Source organism: Nocardioides sp. LML1-1-1.1, assembly GCF_040676175.1.
GTDB lineage: Bacteria > Actinomycetota > Actinomycetes > Propionibacteriales > Nocardioidaceae > Nocardioides.
Window position 1 is genome coordinate 261617 of record NZ_JBEGHK010000002.1, and the last position, 20716, is coordinate 282332.

A 20716-nucleotide genomic window follows, 5' to 3' on the forward strand; every position below is an offset into this window, starting at 1 on the left:
CCCGGCCACGCTGCGGGCGGAGTGGGCACACGTGGCGTGGGCCCGAATGCTTGACTGACGCCATGTCCTCCGCACGCAGCACCGCACTCGTGACCGGCGCGACGGCCGGGATCGGCCTGGAGTTCGCCCGCCAGCTCGCCGCCCGCGGCGACGACCTGGTCCTCGTGGCGCGGGACGTCGCGCGGCTGGAGGCGGTCGCCGCCGACCTCCGGGCGTCGTACGACGGCACGGTGGAGGTGCTGCCCGCCGACCTCACCGACAGCGACCAGCTGGCCCGGGTCGAGGCCCGGCTGGCCGACCGCGACCACGGCATCGACCTGCTGGTCAACAACGCCGGGTTCGGGCTCAAGGAGCGCTTCCTGGACAACCCGCTCGACGTGGAGCAGGCCCAGCAGGACGTGCTCGTGCGGGCGGTGCTCCGGCTCACCCACGCCGCGCTCGGCGGCATGGTCGAGCGCGGGCACGGCGGCGTGATCAACGTGTCGAGCGTGGCGGCCTTCTTCCCGCGCGGCACCTACAGCGCGGCCAAGGCGTGGGTGAACTCGTTCAGCCACTGGGCCCACGACGAGTACGCCGGCCAGGGGGTCACCGTGATGGCGCTGTGCCCGGGCTTCGTGAGGACCGAGTTCCACGAGCGGCTCGGCATCGACCGCGACTCCTCCGCCCCGAAGCCGCTGTGGCTGGAGGCGGACCGGCTGGTGCGCGACGCGCTCGCCGACTTCGACCGGGGCAAGGCCGTCTCGATCCCGTCGAAGCGCTACAAGACGATCGTGACCGTCAGCCGCCTGGTCCCCCGCCCGGCCCTGCAGCGCCTGCAGTCGCTCGGCCGCAAGTAGTCGAGTCGGCACTTCCGGACCCTCGAGTCGGCACTTCCACCGCACCCCGCCGGCGGGAATCCCCACTCGACGGTGGAAAACCCCCACTCGCGGGGCCGGAAACCCCCACTCGACGGGTCAGCCTTCGCCGGCGATGAAGGCGCGGACGGCGTCGGCGACCAGCTGCACCGCGATCGCGGAGAGCAGCAGGCCGGCGATCCGGGTGACCAGCAGGACCCCGCTCTCGCGGATGACGCGCAGGATCGGCAGCGAGTAGCGCATCGCCGCCCACAGCGCGATGTGCACCGCGATGATGCCGAGCGCGACCGAGATGCCGCTGGGCCAGCTGTCGATGTCCTGGACGAACAGCATCGTCGCGACGATCGCACCGGGCCCGGCGAGCAGCGGGGTCCCGAGCGGGACCAGCGCGATGTTCGCGTCGCCGTTGGCGGAGTGCTCCTGCTCGTTGCCGGTCAGCAGCTCGAGCGCGACCAGCAGCAGCAGGAGACCACCGGCGGCCTGGAGCGCGGGCAGCGAGATGTGCAGGTAGTTGAAGATCTGCTGGCCGAAGAAGGCGAAGAGCGTGATCACCAGGAAGGACACCGCGACCGCCTGCCAGGCGGCTCGCTTCGCCGTGGCCGGCGAGCGGCCGGCGGTCAGCGACAGGAAGATCGGGACGGTGCCGACCGGGTCCATGATGACGAAGAGGGTCACGAAGACCTCGACGAACAGCACGTGCTCGACCATGTCAGCCCGCCTTTCCGACGATCGTGGTGGGTGAGCCGGCGGCCTGGTCGAGGATCCGCGCCAGCTGGTCCGGCGCGGTGGTCTCGCAGCCGAGGTCGTGGCCGGTCTTCCCGGTCCCATGGTGGTCGCTGGAGCCGGTGGCCACCAGGTCCAGCCGGCCGGCGATCGCGCGCAGCTGGGCCCGGGTGTGCGGGGCGTGGTCGAGGTGGTCGACCTCCAGGCCCGCCAGGCCCGCCTCCTTGAGCCCGACGATCGCCGGCTCGTCGAGCACGTGCGCCGAGCCGCGACCCCACGGGTGCGCGATCACCGGCACCCCACCGGCGCCGCGGACCAGGCCGATCATGGTGACCAGTTCAGCGGCGTAGCGGTCGACGAAGGCGGGACCGCCCTCGGCGAGGTACTGCGCGAACGCCTGGTCCCGGTCCCGTACGACGCCCAGGTGCACCAGCAGGTCCGCGATGTGCGGCCGCCCGGTGACCTCGCTGCCACCGGTGGCCTCGGCGAGCGCCTCCGCGGTCGCGGGGATGCCGAGCTCGCGCAGGCGGGCCAGCATGGTGGGCACCCGGTCCTCGCGGCCGGCGACGATCCGGGCCAGCTCCTCCTGGAGCGGCACGTCGGTGGCGTCGGGCAGGTAGGCCAGCAGGTGCACGCCGGCACCGCGGAACCGGGTGCTGATCTCGATGCCCCGCACCAGCGCGATGCCCGCCTCGACGGCGGCGGCCGCCGCCTCGTCCCAGCCGAGCGTGGTGTCGTGGTCGGTGAGCGCGACGACGTCCAGCCCGGCGGTCGCTGCGGCGTGCACCAGGTCGCGTGGGGCCGCGGTGCCGTCGCTGACGCGCGAGTGGGTGTGGAGGTCGATCGTCACCGAAGAAGGTTAGTGCCGCGGATTGTCAGACAACGAGCCGAGGACGGTGTCATCCCCGTCACCCCGCGCCGGCCGAGGGCTCAGAGCTCGGCGAGGACGACCACACGGTCCCCCGCCTCGACGTTCAGCGGCTCGCTCTTCGCGGGGTTGACCACGACCCCGACCCGCGAGCCCGGCTCGGCGAGACCCGGCGAGGAGAAGCCGATCGCCGTCTCGCCGCGGCGGGCGGCCGAGGCGACCACGGTGGCCCAGGTGGTCTCGCGGCCGGGAGCGACGTACCACTCGGCGGGGCGCAGGTAGATCTCGCTGCCGTCGGAGTCGAGCAGGTCCGCGAGCACCGGCTCGATCCGGGCGTCCTCGGAGAGCTGGGCGACGATCAGGCTGACGATCTCGCCGCTCACCACGACGTCGTCGATGTCGGCCACCTGGGCGAGCGCGCGGTTGCGGTCGTCGATCATCTCGCTGACCACCGGCGTGCTGCTGTCGGAGCGGGCGAGGATGTCGCGCACGTGCAGCAGGGTGATCAGCGTCGTGGCGTCGGCGGCCTCGGCGTCGAGGTGGTCGGAGTAGCACAGCACCAGCACCTGGTCGGCGTCCGCGGGCACGTGCTCGTCGAGCACCGAGCGCTGGGTCGTGCTGGCGGCCACCACCGTGACGCTCAGGTTGGTGACGGGCGGCGCCTCCGGCTCGCCGTACGACGACAGCACGGTCAGCGTCGAGCCCGGCGCCGCGTAGCGGTCGAGCTCGCTGACGACCACCGCCGCGCGCTCGTTCCAGCCGATCAGGACGGCGTGCGAGGGTCGCGGCTCCTCGACGTGGGCGTCGGCGAAGGCGCCGGTGTCGACCGGGGTGGTCGAGCGGGGCGCGGTGGCGAGCACCGAGTCGTCCTCGGCGACGACGATCAAGGCGCGGTCGCCGATCACCGTGTCCGCCGGCGGGTTGAGCAGGGCACCGGTGCCCTCGGCGAGGCCGATGACGGAGACGTCCTCGTAGTGCAGCAGTGCGTCGGCGTACGTCGAGGCGGCGAGGCCGTGCTCGGCGAGGAAGTAGATCTCGTCGCCGTCGTAGTCGAAGAGCTCGCGGTAGACGGCGGCGGCGCCGGACTGGCGCGAGGTCTGCACGACGAGCTTGGCGACGGTCTCGCGGATGTCGAGCAGCGCCGTCCGGCCGGGGCGGTCGCGCCCGATCAGCCGGGCGACCTCCAGGTTGGCGGGGTCGCGGAGCTGGGCGACCACCCGCGGGCCCTCGCCGTCACCGTCGGAGGAGCGCAGCGCGAGCAGGGTCTTGATCACCTCGCGGTCGGGCTCGAAGGTCTCCTCGCTGGTGACACCGGCGGGCGAGAGCACGACGACCGAGCGCGCGGTGGACGGGCTGACGAGGGCGAGGTCGTCGATGTCGGTCGGCGAGCCGGAGCGGACGACGACCCGGGTCCCCTTGAGGTCCGGCACCTTGGCCCGGATCTCGTCCTCCATGTCCACCTTGTCGAGCGGGGCGAGGACGGCGATCACCGGCTTGCGGCGGCTCTCGTTGGCGATGGTGAGCTCGCTGATCACGGTGAAGACCGAGTCGGACCAGCCGAGGATGACGGTGTGCTCCTTCTCCAGCACGACCGAGCGGCCGCGGCGCAGGTCCGCGATCCGGGCGTCGATGCCGGCGGCGATGACACCGATCAGGGCGCTGACGATGAACAGGCCGGCGATGGTGAGCACCAGCATGGTGATCTTGAAGCGCCACGAGCCGGTGTCGCCGGCGACCGTGCCCGGGTCGAGCGCGTGCATGAGTGCCTGGAAGGAGGCGTCGGCGAAGCCGATCCCGCCCTCGCGCAGCCGGAACACCACGTCGACGACCGCGAAGAAGAGCACCAGCGCGATGGTGACGACGAAGAGCCAGCCCACCAGCGCCGGCGTACCGCGGGACATGGTGTTGTCGAAGCCGTAGCGCAGGCGGGCGCCCCAGCCGGTGCCGCTGCCGTGCGCCTGGCCCGTGCCCGACGAGCGCTGCCCGATCGTCTGGGCGGTCTTGCGGCGCAGGGTCTGCCCTGTGCGTCCCATCGCTGCCTCCTGGTGTCCCCCGAAGGCTGGACCATCGGGACGGGGCCGCGCGGCGGAACGCCGCAATTGCCCGGCAAAGTCCGCCCAGCGGACTCACCAGGAGGGCGCGGCACCCCCGAACGGCAGGGCGACGAGCTGGGGACCGGTCGCCGAGACGTCGCGCAGGATCCAGTCGTCGCGCAGCAGCAAGATCGCCGAGGCCGGGCGCAGCACCAGCCACAGCCAGCGGCCGGCGGCCTCACCGGCGAGGACCGAGCGGTCCCACTCCCCCGGCGAGCTGCTGACGGAGACCGGCCACAACCCGACGGGGTACTGGTCGACCCGCACCCGCACCGGCGCCGGCCCGTCGATCTCGTGGCCCGGGTCGAGCAGCTCACCGCCGTCGGCGCCGGCCAGGCCGGCGATCCGCGCGCCGAAGCCCGTGCCCGGCTCCTCGCTGACCACCATCACGTCGACCGGTCCGTCGAGCTGGCTGGTGCCGGAGACGCAGGTCATCGTGGCGTGCGCGGCGCCCTCGGTGGGCGCGACCGCCGCGAAGTCGCTGACGCTCCAGCCGGGACCGAGCGGCCAGGGCAGGTACGTCGGGAAGGCCTCCACCCGCTGCAGGTGGCTCGCGAAGGCGTCGTACGACGCGCCCACCGCCCGCCACAGCGGCACGACGACCCCGTGCTCCGGGCACGACCAGCGCCCGTCGCCGGTCTCGGCCACGGGCGCGGGGCAGCGCGGGCACTCGACCCGGACGGCCCCGGTCCCGGGGCCCTGCTCCTCGCTCGGCATGTCCGCCACCGTGCTGCGCCGCGGCCTTCTCGTCAAGCGTTCCAGCGCAGGAGCGCCGGTGTCTCGCGCTCGTGACCGAGCACGGAGACGGTCGCGGTGTCGAGCCGGAACAGCCGGCCCTCGGTGGGCGCGAGGCCGAGCCAGCGCGCGGTGAGCACTCGCAGCACGTGGCCGTGGGCGAAGACCAGGACCGGGCCGGAGGCGGCGCGGACGCGCTCGACGACGCGGTCGCAACGGGCCGCGACCTGGGCGGCGCTCTCCCCTCCGGGCGAGGGATGGGTCCACACCGTCCAGCCGGGGTCCTGCTCGCGGATCTGCGGGGTGGTGCGGCCCTCGTAGTCGCCGTAGGACCACTCGACGAGGTCGGGGCAGACCTCGGCGCCGGGATAGCCGGCGAGCTCGGCGGTGTGCCGCGCACGGCGCAGCGGGCTGGTGAGCACCTCCGCGAAGGTGGTGCCCGCGAGCCGCCCGGCGACGGTCCGCGCCGCCGCCTCGCCCTCGGGCAGCAGCGGCAGGTCGGTCGTGGAGGTGTGCTGTCCCGAGACGCTCCACTCGGTGGCACCGTGGCGGACCAGGGTCACGGAATCGGCCATGGACCCATCCTGCCAGCCTAGGATCCGGCCATGAGCCCGCCGGCCCCGCTCGCCCGCCGCCGCCTGGCGGTCGCGGCCGCCTTCGCCACCCAGGGCTTCGTCTTCATCGGCCTCACCACCCGCCTGCCCGACATCAAGGACCGCTGGGACCTCGGCGAGCTCGGGGTCTCGCTGGTGCTGCTGGCGATCGTGCTGCTCGCGGGCCTGGGCTCCGTGCTGGCCGAGCGGTTCGCGGCGCGCACCTCCAGCGCCCAGCTGCTCCGGGTCGGCCTGGTGGCGATCGGCGCGGGCGCGGCGCTCATGCTCGCGGCGCCGGCCTGGTCGGCGTACCTGCTCGGGGTGGGGGTCTACGGCGTCGCGCTCGGCGTGGTGGACGCCGCGACCAACATGCAGGCGGTGGCGATCGAGCGGCAGTACGGCCGCCCGATCCTGCCGAGCTTCCACGGCGGCTGGACCTTCGGCGGCCTGCTCGGCGCCGGGCTCACCCTCGCGACGGCCGACCTGGACCTGGCCTGGTCGGCGCTGCTCGCCGTGGTCCCCGTCGCGATGGCGGCCGCGGCCTTCCTGCCGCGCGCCGAGAGCCACGCCTTCGACCAGGCCGTCCCGGCCGACCTGCCCGGCGTGCCGTGGCGGCCGATCCTGCTGGTCGGCCTCGGGATGGTGGTGTTCTACATGGTCGACACCGCGGCCCAGACCTGGGGCGCGGTCTACCTCGACGAGGTGCTCGACGCGCCCTCGCGCTGGGTCGCGCTCGCCACGCTCCCCTACCTCGCGGCCAGCCTCGTGCTCCGGCTCGCGGGCGACGCCCTCGTCCAGCGGTACGGCGCCGTCCCGGTCCTGCGGGTCGGCGCGGTCGTCGCCTCGGCGGGGCTCGTCGTGGTCACCACGGCGCCGACCTGGCCGGTCGCGGTGCTCGGCTTCACCATCGTCGGCACCGGGATCTCGGTGGTCGCGCCGCTGAGCTTCTCCGCCGCGGCGCGGATCGCCGGCGGCTCGGTCGAGCGGGTGGACGCGGTGATCGCGCGGTTCAACCAGTTCAACTACGCCGGCGGCCTGCTCGGCGCGGTGCTCACCGGCGTGGTCGGCCAGGACGAGCTGCGCCTCGGCTTCGTGATCCCGGCCGTGCTGGTGCTCGCGCTGCTGCCGCTGGCGCGCTGGTTCGCCACCGCCGGGATCAGCGAAGGTACGACGTCAGTGCGTCCGTGAGGCCGTGCCGGGCCTCCTCGACGTCGACGTACCCACCCAGGTCGCCCTCGGCGAAGAGCCCGCGCAGCGCGCCGGGCAGCAGGTGCCGCACGCGCATCAGCTTGCCGGCCTCGATGCCGAGCCCGGCGAACGAGCGCTCGCACAGCGCCGCCCACTCCTCGTCCCATCGGGCGATCGCCCGGGCCGTGTGCGGGAAGGCCTGCTCCAGCTGGTCGCGCCGGTGCGGCAGCCCAGCGCGGAGCTGGTAGAACGCGATCGCGCTGGGCAGCTGGACCGCGTGCCACATCAGGTCGATGACCGCCCGGACCCGGTCGGCGATGTCGGGCTGGGTGGGCGCCGGCAGCGCGGCGAAGCCCGCCTGGGAGCCGATGTAGTCGAGCACCGCGGCCCACAGCCCGTCCGCGTCGCCGAACTGGTGCTGGATGGTCCCCCAGGTCGCACCCGCGCGCCGGGCCACCGCGTTGGCGCTCACCGCCTCCGGCCCGCCCTCGGCGAGGCAGTGCACGGCCTCGCGCAGCAGCAGCCGTCGCGTCTCGCGGCCACGCCGGTTGAGCCGGGTGCCCTTCGCGCTCAGTACGGTCCCGGGAACGGACTCCGCCGAGAGGTCCACGCCCGGCATCGTGTCATCCCCGGTTGCCGGGACGGCACACGCGACACGCGGTGAGGTGGGCATTCGCCTCGCCGACGGGGCGCAGGTCGTCGCGGTGCGCGATCAGCGCGCAGTCGCGGCGGTGCATCGTCGTACCGTCCCCGGCGACGACCGGGATCGCGCCGAGGTCGACCGCCTCGGCCGTGCTGGTGCCGCTGGTCTCGGCGAGCAGCAGCAGGGTGTCGGCGAGCCGCTTCGAGGACTCCCGGCCGTCGGCGGCGATCCGCGCCAGCCAGGCGCCGAAGTAGAGGAAGCCGCCGCAGAAGGTGAGCCCGAGGCCGAGCAGACCGCCGGAGACCAGGTAGGACAGCTGGTCGTACTGGTACGGCGTGTTGGCGGCGCCGTACCAGCCCAGGACGATCACCACGAGGCCGAGCGGCAGCAGGATCGCGCCCACCCAGAACAGGACGACCTGCAGCAGGGCCGCGTCGACGCCCTTGATCGGGGCGATCCCGGAGCGGGCCTCCCCCGCGCGCGGGAGGCCACTGGAGGTGCGGGACGAGGAGGGCACAGCGGTCATGGCTCAGGCCTTTCGGAGGTCGGGGAGGCCGCTTTCGAGGCCGTGCGGACAGGGAGCGCCGCCGCCGAGCGCGGCCACGCCGAGCCGGCGGAACCAGCTGCCGGCGACGGCGGCCAGCGCGAAGGCGCCGATCAGGAGCATTCCCGGGATCGAGAACAGGTCGGGCAGGCCGGCGCTGGCCGGAGCCGCGTCGACGAGGTCGCCGACCGGGGCACCGGCCGCGGGGGCCGGTGCGGCACCGGCGGGCGCGGGCGCGCCCGCGGCCGGGGGCACGCCGACCGAGCCGGCCGCCGGCTTCGGGGTCGAGCCGGTCGCGGTGGCGGGCGGGGTGCCGGCCGACGTGGCGGGCGGGACCGGGAGGGCGTCGATCGGCGGCACGGTGTCGACGGTGGCCTGCGCGGCGCCGATCGTCAGCACGATCCGGGGCGAGAGCGCGCCGAGCCCGAGGACCACGCTCTTGAGCGGGCCGGCCTCGGCCGGGATCAGCTGGCCGAGGGCGCTGACCGGCAGTGCCTTGAGCAGCGGCGCGAGGATCTTGGTGTCGATGGTGACCTGGAGGCCCGCGGACTCGCTGGTGGCGAGGTCGCCGTCGACCTTGCGCACCGGCTTGGGGACGGTGAAGGTGATGCCGAGCTGCTTGAGCGCGTCGCCCGGCAGGTCGCTGAGGCCGGGGATCGGCATCGTCTTGCCGCTCACGATGGCGCCGTCCGGGCCGAAGCCGAACTCCTGCCCGGCGATCGCCATCTTCCCGTAGACCGCCTTGCCGGAGGCCTTGCCGGTCTTGCCGTCCGTGCTGGTCCGGGCGATCGTCTCGACGCCGCCGAGGGTCACCAGGCCGCCGAGCAGGCGGACCTCGCCGAGCAGGGAGCGGGACACCGCCGTGACCGGGCCCTTGCTCGCGTCCATCTTCGACACCGAGACGTAGCCGTCGACGTCGACGAGCAGGCCGAGCGGGTTGGTCGGGTCGCCACTCGCCTTCGCGCCGAGGCCGCCGGAGAGCAGGCCCTTGAGCTGGTCGGTGAGGCCGGTCAGCGGGTTGGCCGGCGTGGAGCCTCCGGAGCCCTCGTCGGCGTCGGGGCCGAGCACCGCCCCGTCGGGCGAGAAGCCGGTCTCGGCGATCGCCGTCCGGTCGCCGGAGGTGGTCTGCTGGATCGACCCCGGGATCTTGTTGTCCTTCTGGCTGTTCGGGTCGCCGGGGAATTGTGAGTTCACCTGGACCGGGTAGCCGTTCTCGGTGAGCGGCGTCGACGGCAGGCCGAGCTGCTCGGCGAAGGTCTTCAGGCCCTCCCCGACCGGGTCGCCGGGCCAGAACAGGCTGGCCCGGCCCGTCGACTGGCCCGAGTCGGACTTGACCCGGCTGTAGCCGAGGTCGAACTCGAGCTGCGCCTTCCCGGCGTCGACCGGGATCGGCAGGCTCGGCTCGAAGACCTCGATCCGGACCGGGGTCGAGGACGCGGCGGCCGTGAAGCCGCCGTACGCCGGGGTGCCGTCGGCCGCCTGCGCCGACTGACCGGGCGGGCCGGCCAGCGGCAGCGCCGAGGCGACGATGCCGCCCACGACGAGAAGACGGGTGCGGTGCGGTGCGCGGGTCATGCTGCCCCTCCCAGGATGACGTCGGCCATGGTCGCGAGGATCTCGCCGGGCTCGCCGGTGGCGACGACCCGGCCACCGGTCATGACGGCGGCGTAGTCGGAGACCCGCAGCGCGGTGCGGGCGAACTGCTCGATGCAGAGGATGGAGACGCCGGACTCGGCGATCCGGGCGACCGTCTCGTAGAGCTCCTCCACGATCAGTGGGGCCAGGCCCATGGAGAGCTCGTCGAGCAGCAGCAGCGCCGGGTCCGAGGCCAGCGCCCGGGACATGGCGAGCATCTGCTGCTCACCGCCGGACATGGTGCCGGCGAGCTGGTGGCGCCGCTCGTGCAGGCGCGGGAAGTAGGAGAACGCGGTGTCCAGCACCGCCCCGGCCGGTACGCCGGCGTACGACATCAGCCGCAGGTTCTCCTCCACCGTCAGGTTCGGGAAGACCGAGCGGCCCTCGGGGACGGTGCACAGACCGACGCGGGCGAGGTCCTCGGACTTGGCGCCCTTCACGTGGACGCCGGCCAGGTGCAGGTCGCCGGAGGTGGCGGCCTTCTGGCCGCTGATCACCTTGACCAGCGTGGACTTGCCGGCGCCGTTGGGGCCGAGCAGCGCCATCACCGCGCCCTTGGGCACGGACAGATCGACGCCGCGGAGCACCTCGATCCGCCCGTAGGCGGCGTGCAGGTCGACGACGTCGAGGATCGGGACGCTCACGGTGCCACCTCCAGGTCGAGGTCCGGGACGGCCTGGATCTCGGTCGTGTGGTCGGTCTCGGCGTAGCCCAGGTAGGCGCGCTGCACGGCCGGGTCCACCCGGATCGCGGCGGGCGTGCCGGAGGCGATGATCTGGCCGAAGTCGAGGACGTGGATGTCGTCGCAGACCGCCATCACCAGGTCCATGTCGTGCTCGACCATGAGGATCGCGGCGCCTTCGCCGGCCAGCTCCTTCAGCAGGGCGCCGAAGGCCTCGGTCTCGGTCTCGTCGAGGCCCGAGGACGGCTCGTCGAGCAGGAGCAGCTGAGGGTCGCAGGCCAGCGCCCGGGCGAGCTCCAGCAGACGAGCCGTGCCGGTCGGCACGGCATCGGCCCGCTCCTCGGCGTGGTCCGCGATGCCGACCCGGTCCAGCAGCGCGTCGATCTCGACCGAGCCGCGTCCGGACGGGCGGACCCAGGCGAGCGGGCCACCGGCGATGTCGCGCGCGACCCGGACGTTGTCGCGCACCGAGAGCGAGCCGAACGCCTCCAGCCGCTGGAAGGTGCGCCCGATGCCGTGCTTCGCGCGGCGGTGGACCGGCCACCGGGTGACGTCGCGGTCGCGGTAGCGCACCCGCCCGGACGTGGGCTTCTGCAGCCCGGTGATCACGTTGAAGCAGGTCGTCTTGCCCGCCCCGTTGGGGCCGATCAGGCCGGTGATCCCGCCCCGTTCGGCGCTGAACCGCGCGCTGTTGACGGCCGTGACGCCGCCGAAGCGGACCACGACGTCCTCGACCTCGAGCAGTGCACCCATCTCAGCTCACCCCCTGGTTGACCGGCTCGGCGACCGGCTCGTCGACCGAGCGCGGCGGCTCGGGCCGGCGTGCCTCCAGCAGCCCGTCCATCCGCTCGCGGAAGCGCTCCTGCAGCTGCGGTACGACGCGCCCGCTCGTCCAGCGCCCCACCCGGAACAGGTGGTTGGCGATGCCGTTGGGGTCGCGGCCCAGCAGCACGGCGCCGAAGCCCAGGACCGCGAAGAGCAGGCCTGCGAGCTCGGGCTGCGAGGACTGCCAGACCGGCAGCAGCATCAGCGCGGTGCCGCCGAGCAGCGCCCCGGTCACCGAGGTGACCCCGAAGACGACCGCGAGCAGGAGCACCAGCAGGGACTGGAAGTAGAGGAAGTCCGCGGCGCCGACGGTGCCGCGCAGGCCGGCGAAGAGACCACCGGCGAGACCTGCCATCCCAGCCGACAGCGAGAACAGCCCGACCCGGAACCAGCGCAGGTCCAGGCCGAGGGTGCCGCAGCCCGACGGGCTGTCGCGCATCGCGATCAGGAGCCGGCCGAGCGCACCGCGGCGCAGCCAGAGCAGGAACAGGCCCATCAGCACGAAGCACAGCACCATGAACCACACGTAGGAGGTGTCGCTGCCGATCCGCACGCCCAGCACCGAGACCCGCTCCGTCGCGAGCGTCCCGTTGAACTTGAAGGCGAACTCGGCCTGGAAGATCATCTTGTCCATCAGCACGGCGAACGCCAGCGTCGACAGCGCGAGGTAGAGCCCGGTCAGCCGCAGCACGGGCAACGCCACCAGCGCGCCGACCCCCGCCGCGATCAGCGCCGCCAGCAGCAGCCCCAGCAGGTTGGGCTCGTCGAGCTTGGCGTAGGCCAGCGCGCCGACCCCGGCGAAGGTGAACTGCGCGAGGGAGACGTGGCCGCCGTAGCCGGTCAGCAGGACGAGGGACAGCATCACCATCGCGTACGTCGCGGCGACGCCGATCAGCAGCACGTCGGCCCGCGAGACCAGGCCGACCAGCACGAAGGCCACGGCGAGCAGCGCGCCACCGGAGCCCACCGCCTTGCGCACGGTGGGGACCGGTGCGGCGATGATGCCCTTGACCTGGCCGATCCGCAACTGGGCCTGGGGCATCGCCACGACGATCGCGAACAGGAAGAGCGCCGGGATGACCGGGCGGACGGTGGACCAGAAGCCGTCGGTCGGCAGGTAGGCCACCGCCCAGGACTCCAGGATGCCCAGGCCCATCGCGCCGGCGAAGGTCAGCGGCAGGCTCTTGAGCCGGCCGAGCATCGCGGCGGCGTAGGCGTTGATGACCAGCAGCGTCAGCGCGTAGTAGTCGAGGCCGACGACCGGGGTGAGCAGGATCCCGCCCAGCGCGGCCAGGGACATCCCGATCGCCCAGGCCAGCGCGGCGACCGTGTCCGGCTTGCCGCCGAAGAGCCTGAGCAGGTCGGGGTTGTCGACCGAGGCGCGCATGGCGACGCCGATCCGGGTCCGGTTGAGCAGCAGGAACAGGCCGACCGCGACGACGATCGAGCAGACGATGGTGACCACCTGGTGCGCGGTGATGTAGGTGTCACCGAGCTGCCAGCCGGTGTCGGGGTAGAACGGCAGCAGCACCCGTGCCTCGGGCTTCCAGATCTGCTGGGCCAGGCCGATCAGGCCGACGAGCAGGCCGACGGTGACGACCAGCGCCACCGAGACCGGCCCCTCGCCCAGCCCGCGGGTGACGAAGCGCTGGATGAACCAGCCGATCGCCGGGGCCACCACGCCGAGCACCAGGAAGAGCGAGAGCAGCGTCGGCAGGCCCTGGCGCTGGGTGAAGTCCCAGAAGGTGAAGGCCAGCACCATGCCGAAGGCGCCGTGCGCGATGTTGAAGACCCGGGTCGTCGTGTAGGTCAGCACCAGCCCCGAGGCCATGATCGCGTACGCCGCGCCGGTGAACAGGCCCAGCAGCGTGAAGGCGAACAGGGAGCCCACGCCTGCCTCCTCAGCCGCCGATGCCGGAGTTCACGACCCGGCCGCACATGTAGGAGCCGGGCGAGACCTGCTGCCAGCGACCGCCCTTGTACTGGGCGACCTTGAGGCAGGGCGGGGTGTTCGCCGTGCCGAGGTTCATCGCGGTGTGCGCGCCGTTGCCGGTCCATGCCGTCGTCGCGCGCACCGCCTGGATCAGCGCGGCCCGGTCGAGCTTGCCGCCGAGCGCGATGGCCTTCTCCACGAACAGCCGGGTGGCCGACCAGGCGTAGAGGCCGTAGTAGTTGGGGATCGCGCCGGGCTTCACCTGCTGCAGGTAGGACAGGTAGAGCTGCACCTCGGCGTTGCCCTTGTTCTCGAACAGGTCGTTGGCGGCGTAGATGTAGTCGCCCTCGGCGAGCCCGCCCGCCTGGTCGAGGTAGCGCTTGTCGTAGATCGTCGGGTCCTGCAGGTAGAAGTCCGGCTTGAAGCCCTGCTGCTGCATGGCCTGCTTGAGCTTCACGGCGTACTGGTAGGGCCCCTGGTAGGCGACCGCCTTGATGCCCTTGTCCTTCATCTGCTGCACGTACGGCGCGTAGTTGAACTCCGCGACGTCGATGCCCTGCAGGTAGTTGACCTTCCAGCCGGCGCCCTTCTCGTAGCCCGCCGCCATGCTCTTGGCGTTGACCGGCGCGGCGCCCGCGTTGACGTAGAGGACCGCGGCGTTCTTGACCGCGCTCGGGAACTTCTGCGCGAACCACTTGGACGCGGAGTCGGGGATCAGGTTGGTCCGGATGGAGTACGCCGCGAAGCACGACTTGCAGGCCTGGCGCTCCGGGTTGACGATCACCGAGCGCAGGTCCGGGAGGCCGCAGCTGTTGGCCGTGCCGGCGCCGCCGCTGTCGAAGGCCGACATCGAGCCGACCGCCGCGAAGGCGTTGTCGCACGCCTTGACGTAGGCCTGCTGGTCGGCGCCCGCGTCGGCGCGGCTGTCGAGCAGGACGACGTCGAGCTTGCGCCCGCAGATGCTGCCCGTGGAGTTGAAGTACTTGATGTAGGCCTGGGTGGCCTGCTGGGCCGACTCGAAGATGCCGGGCACGGGGCCGGAGATGTCGGAGATGTTGGCCAGGGTGATCGTCTTGTCGGTGATCCCCTTCTGGTTCTTGAAGCCGGCGCAGGAGCCGGCCTTCACGCCGCCGGTCGCCGAGCCCTTCGTGCCGCCTCCCGTGGATCCACCGCCGGTGGAGCCGCCTCCGCCGGTGGAGCCGCCGGACGTCGTACCGCCGCCGGAGGAGCCGGTCGAGCCGCCACCGGTGCCGCCGCCCGCCGCGGCGCCGTCGACCGCGCCGGTGTCACCGGTGCCGCCGGTGTCTGCGCCGGCGAGCGAGCCGTCGCCGGTCCCGCCTCCGCCGTTGGACCCGCCGCTGGCGTCGGCCACCGTGTCGGGGTCGAGCCGGGAGCCGCAGGCGGCGAGGAGCAGGACGAGCAGTGCCGCGCAGAGCAGGCGCGCGAGGCGTACCAGAGACAAGACCGAAACCCTTCCGGGAGCAACGCCGGGATCCGAAGTCTCGATGAGACCTCTATCAGAGTAACGGCGCAGTGTGATCGGGGTCACGTGTTGAGCTTGGAAAAAATGGAACACGTTTCAGTGCGCCGCGCCCGCGGGCGGGGAACCTTCGCTCCCCCGCACCCGTCCCAGGCATCATGAGCCCCATGCACCCGTGCCGCGTCGTCCTGCCCGCGCTCACCGCCGTCCTCGCCCTCGGCCTGTCCGGGTGCGGGCGCGAGAACGACGACAAGGCCGCCGACCCGGCCGCCTCGGACACCACGACGTCGAGCAGTCCCAGCGCCTCGCCGACCCGGGAGACCTACCCGGAGTTCGCGCCGGCCGACTACACCTACCAGCTCGAGGTGATCTGCTTCTGCCCGATGACCGGGCCGGTCGAGGTCACCGTCGCCGACGGGAAGGTCACCTCCGCGACCCGGCTGGAGAAGCCCGGCCAGGGCAAGCCGGCCGCCGCCTTCGCCCGGCTCAGCATCAACGACATCATCGCCAAGGCCAACGCGCCGGGGATCGCCGACGCCGAGGTGACCTGGCCCGACGGCCAGGACCACCCGACCCAGGTCCGGCTCGACCAGGTCGAGCGGGCCACCGACGACGAGGTGACCTACCTGATCAAGGACGTGAAGGTCAGCGCGGGATGAGCGCCCAGTAGTCCAGGTCGAGGAGCACGCCCTCGGCGTACTTGCCCTCGTCGCCGCGCAGCGTCATCGACTCGTCGCGGCCCTTGGTCGCCACCAGCCGGAGCCGGAGCGCCCCCACGCTCGGCACGGACGTCTCGGCCTTGTCGAGCACCTCGGACCAGGCGTAGATGGTGTCGCCGGCGAAGGCCGGCGAGGTGTGCGCGCCGGCGTTGATCGCGGCGACCAGCTGGGCGTTGGCCAGGCCGTTGAAGGACAGCGCCCGGGCCAGCGAGATGACGTGGCCGCCGTAGACCAGGTTGCGGCCGTCGGGGCGGGCCTCGGTGTTGAAGTGCACCTTGGCGGTGTTCTGCCACAGCCGGGTGGCCTGCTGGTGCTCGGACGCGGTGAGGGTCACCCCGTCGACGTGGTCGATCTTCTCGCCGACCTCGTAGTCGTCGTAGCGGTGCGGCTCACCGGCGGCGGCGAAGTCGTAGCCGGAGAAGTCCAGGCCGGCCGGCAGCACCAGGTCGGCCGGGGCGACCACCGGCGCCAGCTCCGGTACGACGGTCGCGGGCGCCGCCGCGTCGGTGTCGCGCTTGTGGACCATCACCCAGCGAGCCCACTCCAGGGCCACCTCGCCGCGCTGGTTGGTCGCGGTGGAGCGGACGTAGACGACGCCGCTCCTGCCGTTGGAGTTCTGCTTGAGGCCGATCACCTCCGACGTGGTGGCGAGCGTGTCGCCGGGGACGACCGGCTGGTGGAAGCGGCACTCGGCGTAGCCCAGGTTGGCGACGGCGTTGAGCGAGACGTCCGGCACCGTCTTGCCGAAGGCGATGTGGAAGGCGATCAGCTCCTCCACCGGGTGCGGGTCGAGGCCGACCGACGCGGCGAAGGACGCCGAGGACGGGATCGCGAAGCGGGTCGGGTAGAGCGAGCCGTAGACGGCCCGGTCGCCCTCGGTCACCGTGCGCGGCGTCGCGTGGACGATGCGCTGCCCGATCGTGAAGTCCTCGAAGAAGTTGCCGGGGTTCGTCTTGGAAGTCGCGCTCACGGGCGGCCATTCTTCCGCCACCACGACTTCTTGCCGTCACCGGCTCCAAGACGTGAGAGGACCTCCTGCGCGGGACCGGCCGGCTTGCACACCCCGAAGACGTCCTTGGGCTGGCCGGCGAGCGCGGCCAGCGCCGCGGCGAGGTCGTCCCGGCCGGCGAAGGGCTTCGGCGTGTGCGTGCCCCGGTCGGGGTCCACCTCGACGAGCAGGCCCAGCTCGCGCAGGGTGTCGAAGTCGTCCTCGGTGGTCGCGGCGAAGATCCGGGACAGGTAGCGCTCGCGCACCTCGGGGCTCAGCGGCTTGCCGATCAGCGCCTGCACGGCGGCCTTGGTCCGCTCCCGCACCGGCCGCAGGCTGATCTCCGGGCCGGCCGCCAGCATCGCGCTCCACTTCCGCACGAAATCCTCACCGGAGTACGACTCGTAGTGCAGGACGCTCAGCCCCGGCGCCTTGAAGTGCGGCACCTCGTCCCGCTTCTCGTCCACCGTGCGGTGGATCGTCAGCCAGCGGTCCAGGCGCGGCCGGGTGGCCGTCTTGCCCTCCACGTGGCCGTGGAAGTACTGCCCGTTGGCCGGCTTGTCGATCACCCCGAGGACCTCCAGCAGCTTGAGGTCCGCCTCGCCGAGCAGTCGCTTGAACCAGGTCGGGCTCGCGTCCCAGTGCGGGCGGCTGACCGCCTCCAGCGGCGCGAGCCGCACGGCGTCGTACGACGCGGGGACGGCGGCGATGGCCGCCCGGTCGATCTGGCAGATCTCGTCGGCGTCGACGTGGAACAGCCAGTCCACCCCCGGTACGACGGTGAGCACCGCCTTGGTGATGTTGGCGTGCAGCCGCTGCCGGTCGTTGAGGTCCGCGGGCCGCTGGCCGCCCCACCAGGCGTCGTCGGCCACCAGGCAGGTCACGTGCTCCTGGCTCGCCAGCCACGCCTCGACCTCGGGGTCGGGGCCGTCGAGGAAGACGACCATGTGGTCGACCCCCCCGGCCAGGTTGCCGCGGACGAAGCGCTGGACGTTGGCGAGCGTGTCCTTGACGGTGCTGACGGTCGCGATCACGCGACGACCCTAGGCCATCGCGGGAGCCGGGAAACGACGACGGGCCGCCCCGGTGGGGCGGCCCGTCGTGCGATCAGCTCACTTGAGCTTGTAGTCCTTCAGGAGCGCCCGGCCGATGATCATCTTCTGGATGTCGGAGGTGCCCTCGCCGATCAGCATGAACTTGACCTCGCGCATGAGCCGCTCGATCTCGTACTCCTTGGAGTAGCCGTAGCCGCCGTGGATCCGGAAGGAGTCCTCGACGACCTCGTTGGCGTACTCCGAGGCGACCATCTTGGCCATGCCGGCCTCGACGTCCATCCGCTGGCCGGTGTCCTTGAGGCGCGCGGCGCGGACCATCATCGTGTGCGCGGTCTCGACCTTGGTCGCCATGTCGGCGATGCGGAAGAGGATCGCCTGGTGCTCGGCGATCGCCTTGCCGAAGGTCTTGCGCTGCTGGGCGTAGGCCACACCCAGCTCGAAGCCGCGCCACGCCAGGCCGCAGGCGCGGGCGGCGACGTTGACGCGGCCGACCTCGACGCCGTCCATCATCTGGAAGAAGCCCCTGCCCGGCTCGCCGCCGAGGATCTGGTCGGCGGCGATCTCGTGGCCGTCGAGGATGAGCTCGGTGGTCTCGACGCCCTTGTAGCCCATCTTGTCGATCTTGCCGGGGATGGTGACGCCCTGGGCGGTCTCGCCGAACCCGGCCTCCTTCTCGACGAGGAAGGTGGTCATGTTCTTGTAGACCGACTCCGCACCCTCGTCGGTCTTGGTGAGCACCGCCACCAGCGTCGAGGACGCGCCGTTGGTCAGCCACATCTTCTGGCCGGTGATGGAGTAGGAGCCGTCGTCCTTCTTGGTGGCCTTGGTGGCGACCGCGGAGACGTCGGAGCCGAGACCCGGCTCGGACATCGAGAAGGCACCACGCACCTCGCCGGTCGCCATCCGCGGCAGGTACTTCTGCTTCTGCTCCTCGGTGCCGTGCTGCATGAGCAGGTAGGCCACGATGAAGTGGGTGTTGATGACGCCGGAGACGCTCATCCAGCCCCGGGCGATCTCCTCGACCACCAGGGCGTAGGTCAGCAGCGACTCACCGAGGCCGCCGAACTCCTCGGGGATGGTCAGGCCGAAGACGCCGAGCTCCTTGAGACCGTCGACGATCTCCTGGGGGTACTCGTCGGCGTGCTCGAGCTCCTGGGCGACCGGGATGATCTGCTCGTCCACGAACTGGCGGACGGCCTTGAGGATCTCGACCTGGTCCTCGTTGAGTCCTTCGGTCTGGCAAAGGCGCGACATCGGTTCCCTTTCAGGTGGTGTACCGGCCGAACTCTACCCGTGAGTAGCCTCCGCACCCGCCCTCGAAGGAGGGGCGAGACCGGGACGTGAGGGACGTCACGCGCACCCCCTGTGCCACGATCCCGCCCATGACGACCGAGCACCCCACGCCGTACGACGCCACGCCCGCCCTCGACGTGCTGCTGGTGGACCTGACCGCCGCCGTCCGCGAGCTCAACCAGAGCGTGGTCGGGCTCCAGGCCCTGCTCGCTCCGCTGGCCGCCACCCAGCAGGTGGGCGACCAGCTCAAGGCGGCCGGCCAGGCAGCCGGTCAGGTGGCCGGCGTGGCCCAGATGGTCGCCAGCGCCGCGGTCAAGCGCGGGGTCGCGGCCGGCAAGGGCCTGACCCAGCGCCCCTGACCGCTAGCCGATCTGGCGGGCGAACTTGGTCCGCAGCGCCAGGAAGTCCGGCTTCTCCAGCGTGAACTGGCCGCGCGCCGGGCTCGACGCCATCCGGTAGTCCAGGGTCCGGTCGACCTGGATGCCGAGCATCGACACGTTGGCCGTGTGGTTGATCATGATCGCCGTGGGCGGCAGGCCGGCGGCGCTGCGCTTCGGGCGCTGGATGGCCCACGAGCCGCCTCGGCGCACGGTGCCGAGGAGCGAGCGCAGGGCGTTCTCCTGCGCCGACAGCTTGGTGTTGGTGGTGACCAGCTGCACGGTCACCCCACGCCGGTAGGCGTTGCGCAGCGCGTTGAGCACGATGGGGTCGCCGAGACGGTCGGTCGCGACCTGGACGATGGCACCCTTGGGGGCCAGCCCGATCGCGCGGATGATCCGGCTCAGCACCGCCCGGCGGGAGACGCCGTTGGTGGAGTAGGGCAGGTTCACGACGTGCCCGCGGACGAAGGTCGGCGCCGTGCGCGCGACCACGACCTTCGGGTTGATGGCGAGGTTGGTCACCACCGCGTCGTGGTCGGAGAACAGCTCCCGGGTGAGCTGGCGGGTGACCGCGAACTGCGCGGCGTTGCGCACGAAGATGTAGTCGATGGTCGCGTTGCGCGGGTCGTGGGTCGGCAGCACCTTGCCCGCCAGGTCCCACGTCGACTTCAGCTGGAACGCCGACAGCGCGGCCCGCGGGTAGGTGCGGTCGCCGACGTGGCGGTTGAGGTCGCCGGCCAGCAGGACCGGGCCGTCGGCGGCGAGCTGGTTGGCCAGGCCGCCGATCTTGTAGACCGAGGGCAGCAGCAGGTCGCCGATCGGGGCGGTGCGCGGCGCCACGTGGTAGGCCACGATCGAGATCGTCTGGCAGCCGTCCACCGAGCGCAGCGTCGCCCAGTTGGCGTAGCGCAGGCCGAGCTCGGTGGTCTGGCTGGCCGTCTTGCCGGGCACGGCGCTGACGTAGATCGTGCCCTGCGCGATCGCGGTCCAGCGGTCGGTGCGCCAGACCACCGCGTTGGAGCCGGTGTAGCGACCGGGCGTGCGGAAGAGCTGGTAGCCGGCCGGGGCGAGCACCGCGTCGGAGCGCCCGGCGATCTCGTTGAGCGCGACGAAGTCGGGCCGGTCGGCGTAGACCTTGAGCAGGTCCGAGCGGGTCTGCGCCGCGGTCATGCCGGACTTGATGTTGGCCTCGACCATCTGCATCCCGCGCAGGGTCGTGCAGGTCTTGGCCGCGAGCTGGATCGGGTCGCTGGCGTGCGTGAGCCCCGGGGCCAGCGTGAGCGCCAGGCCTCCGGCGGCCACGGCCGCGAGCAGTCGTCGTACTCCGGCGAAGCGGTGGCGCATTTGAATTCCCCTCGTCAGCGAAAAACCGCTGAAATCACAAAAGTCACACGAATCTCATCAGTCACTCGGCACCCCCGCAAGACATTCTGATTAACTACAACGGCGTAATTCTTCGAATAACAACCATGTAATTCGGAATGC

At 72.2% G+C, this 20716-nt stretch carries 20 protein-coding genes; 4 read left to right on the top strand and 16 right to left on the bottom strand.

Going from position 1 to position 20716, the window contains the following annotated elements; all coding sequences use genetic code 11:
• The first annotated feature begins 62 nt into the window (after positions 1-62).
• Positions 63-836, top strand: coding sequence for an SDR family NAD(P)-dependent oxidoreductase (locus MRBLML1_RS07895; RefSeq protein ID WP_364513923.1), 774 nt, complete (start codon positions 63-65; stop codon positions 834-836).
• Between the two features lie 117 nt (positions 837-953).
• Here the strand turns inward: MRBLML1_RS07895 and MRBLML1_RS07900 are convergent, their stop codons facing one another.
• The 5 genes from MRBLML1_RS07900 to MRBLML1_RS07920 all read right to left on the bottom strand — a co-directional run bounded on the left by MRBLML1_RS07900 (position 954) and on the right by MRBLML1_RS07920 (position 5848).
• A complete protein-coding gene (locus MRBLML1_RS07900) occupies positions 954-1562 on the bottom strand; it encodes a MarC family protein (RefSeq protein ID WP_364513926.1) in 609 nt (202 codons plus the stop codon).
• Between the two features lies 1 nt (position 1563).
• Positions 1564-2427: a PHP domain-containing protein gene (locus MRBLML1_RS07905; RefSeq protein WP_364513929.1), complete on the bottom strand. Its 864-nt coding sequence runs from the start codon at positions 2425-2427 to the stop codon at positions 1564-1566.
• Positions 2428-2507: 80 nt separating this feature from the next.
• A complete protein-coding gene (locus MRBLML1_RS07910) occupies positions 2508-4478 on the bottom strand; it encodes a CASTOR/POLLUX-related putative ion channel (RefSeq protein ID WP_364513932.1) in 1971 nt (656 codons plus the stop codon).
• Positions 4479-4571: 93 nt separating this feature from the next.
• A complete protein-coding gene (locus tag MRBLML1_RS07915) occupies positions 4572-5255 on the bottom strand; it encodes a DUF6758 family protein (RefSeq protein ID WP_364513935.1) in 684 nt (227 codons plus the stop codon).
• A 32-nt stretch (positions 5256-5287) separates the two neighbouring features.
• Positions 5288-5848: a histidine phosphatase family protein gene (locus MRBLML1_RS07920; RefSeq protein ID WP_364513938.1), complete on the bottom strand. Its 561-nt coding sequence runs from the start codon at positions 5846-5848 to the stop codon at positions 5288-5290.
• A 30-nt stretch (positions 5849-5878) separates the two neighbouring features.
• On the opposite strand from MRBLML1_RS07920, the gene MRBLML1_RS07925 reads away from it, so the two are divergent.
• The gene (locus MRBLML1_RS07925; RefSeq protein WP_364513941.1) at positions 5879-7054 is read left to right on the top strand and encodes an MFS transporter; all 1176 of its coding nucleotides are present in this window, start codon (positions 5879-5881) and stop codon (positions 7052-7054) included.
• On the opposite strand, the gene MRBLML1_RS07930 is transcribed toward MRBLML1_RS07925, so the two are convergent.
• Genes MRBLML1_RS07930 through MRBLML1_RS07960 form a run of 7 tightly spaced genes read right to left on the bottom strand, consistent with a single transcriptional unit; the run spans position 7023 to position 14778 of the window.
• Positions 7023-7664 (bottom strand): TetR/AcrR family transcriptional regulator, encoded by a 642-nt coding sequence (locus tag MRBLML1_RS07930; RefSeq protein WP_364513944.1) that lies wholly within the window; start codon positions 7662-7664, stop codon positions 7023-7025. The genes MRBLML1_RS07925 and MRBLML1_RS07930 overlap by 32 nt on opposite strands.
• Positions 7665-7677: 13 nt before the next feature.
• Complete coding sequence (locus tag MRBLML1_RS07935) at positions 7678-8223, bottom strand: hypothetical protein (protein ID WP_364513947.1); 546 nt, start codon at positions 8221-8223, stop codon at positions 7678-7680.
• A 3-nt stretch (positions 8224-8226) separates the two neighbouring features.
• Entirely contained in the window at positions 8227-9816 is a 1590-nt protein-coding gene (locus MRBLML1_RS07940; protein WP_364513950.1) for a hypothetical protein, read from the bottom strand.
• Entirely contained in the window at positions 9813-10520 is a 708-nt protein-coding gene (locus MRBLML1_RS07945) for an ABC transporter ATP-binding protein (RefSeq protein ID WP_364513953.1), read from the bottom strand. Before MRBLML1_RS07945 ends, MRBLML1_RS07940 begins: the two co-directional genes overlap by 4 nt.
• Complete coding sequence (locus MRBLML1_RS07950) at positions 10517-11311, bottom strand: ABC transporter ATP-binding protein (protein WP_364513956.1); 795 nt, start codon at positions 11309-11311, stop codon at positions 10517-10519. The genes MRBLML1_RS07945 and MRBLML1_RS07950 overlap by 4 nt, the downstream gene beginning before the upstream one ends.
• Position 11312: 1 nt before the next feature.
• The gene (locus MRBLML1_RS07955; protein ID WP_364513959.1) at positions 11313-13274 is read right to left on the bottom strand and encodes an ABC transporter permease; all 1962 of its coding nucleotides are present in this window, start codon (positions 13272-13274) and stop codon (positions 11313-11315) included.
• A gap of 10 nt (positions 13275-13284) precedes the next feature.
• The gene (locus tag MRBLML1_RS07960) at positions 13285-14778 is read right to left on the bottom strand and encodes an ABC transporter substrate-binding protein (protein WP_364513962.1); all 1494 of its coding nucleotides are present in this window, start codon (positions 14776-14778) and stop codon (positions 13285-13287) included.
• 185 nt (positions 14779-14963) lie between these two features.
• Between MRBLML1_RS07960 and MRBLML1_RS07965 the strand changes: the two genes are divergently transcribed.
• Positions 14964-15455, top strand: coding sequence for a DUF6174 domain-containing protein (locus MRBLML1_RS07965; protein ID WP_364513965.1), 492 nt, complete (start codon positions 14964-14966; stop codon positions 15453-15455).
• Here MRBLML1_RS07965 and MRBLML1_RS07970 read toward each other — a convergent pair.
• The 3 genes from MRBLML1_RS07970 to MRBLML1_RS07980 all read right to left on the bottom strand — a co-directional run bounded on the left by MRBLML1_RS07970 (position 15442) and on the right by MRBLML1_RS07980 (position 18812).
• A complete protein-coding gene (locus MRBLML1_RS07970) occupies positions 15442-16485 on the bottom strand; it encodes a MaoC family dehydratase (RefSeq protein WP_364513968.1) in 1044 nt (347 codons plus the stop codon). The genes MRBLML1_RS07965 and MRBLML1_RS07970 overlap by 14 nt on opposite strands.
• Positions 16482-17537, bottom strand: a complete 1056-nt coding sequence (locus tag MRBLML1_RS07975; RefSeq protein ID WP_364513971.1) for a glycosyltransferase family 2 protein — start codon at positions 17535-17537, stop codon at positions 16482-16484. Before MRBLML1_RS07975 ends, MRBLML1_RS07970 begins: the two co-directional genes overlap by 4 nt.
• Positions 17538-17615: 78 nt before the next feature.
• Positions 17616-18812, bottom strand: coding sequence for an acyl-CoA dehydrogenase family protein (locus MRBLML1_RS07980; RefSeq protein WP_364513973.1), 1197 nt, complete (start codon positions 18810-18812; stop codon positions 17616-17618).
• Positions 18813-18940: 128 nt separating this feature from the next.
• On the opposite strand from MRBLML1_RS07980, the gene MRBLML1_RS07985 reads away from it, so the two are divergent.
• Positions 18941-19210, top strand: coding sequence for a hypothetical protein (locus MRBLML1_RS07985; RefSeq protein WP_364513976.1), 270 nt, complete (start codon positions 18941-18943; stop codon positions 19208-19210).
• 3 nt (positions 19211-19213) lie between these two features.
• Here MRBLML1_RS07985 and MRBLML1_RS07990 read toward each other — a convergent pair whose 3' ends face one another.
• Positions 19214-20575 (bottom strand): endonuclease/exonuclease/phosphatase family protein, encoded by a 1362-nt coding sequence (locus MRBLML1_RS07990; protein WP_364513979.1) that lies wholly within the window; start codon positions 20573-20575, stop codon positions 19214-19216.
• Between the last annotated feature and the right edge of the window lie 141 nt (positions 20576-20716).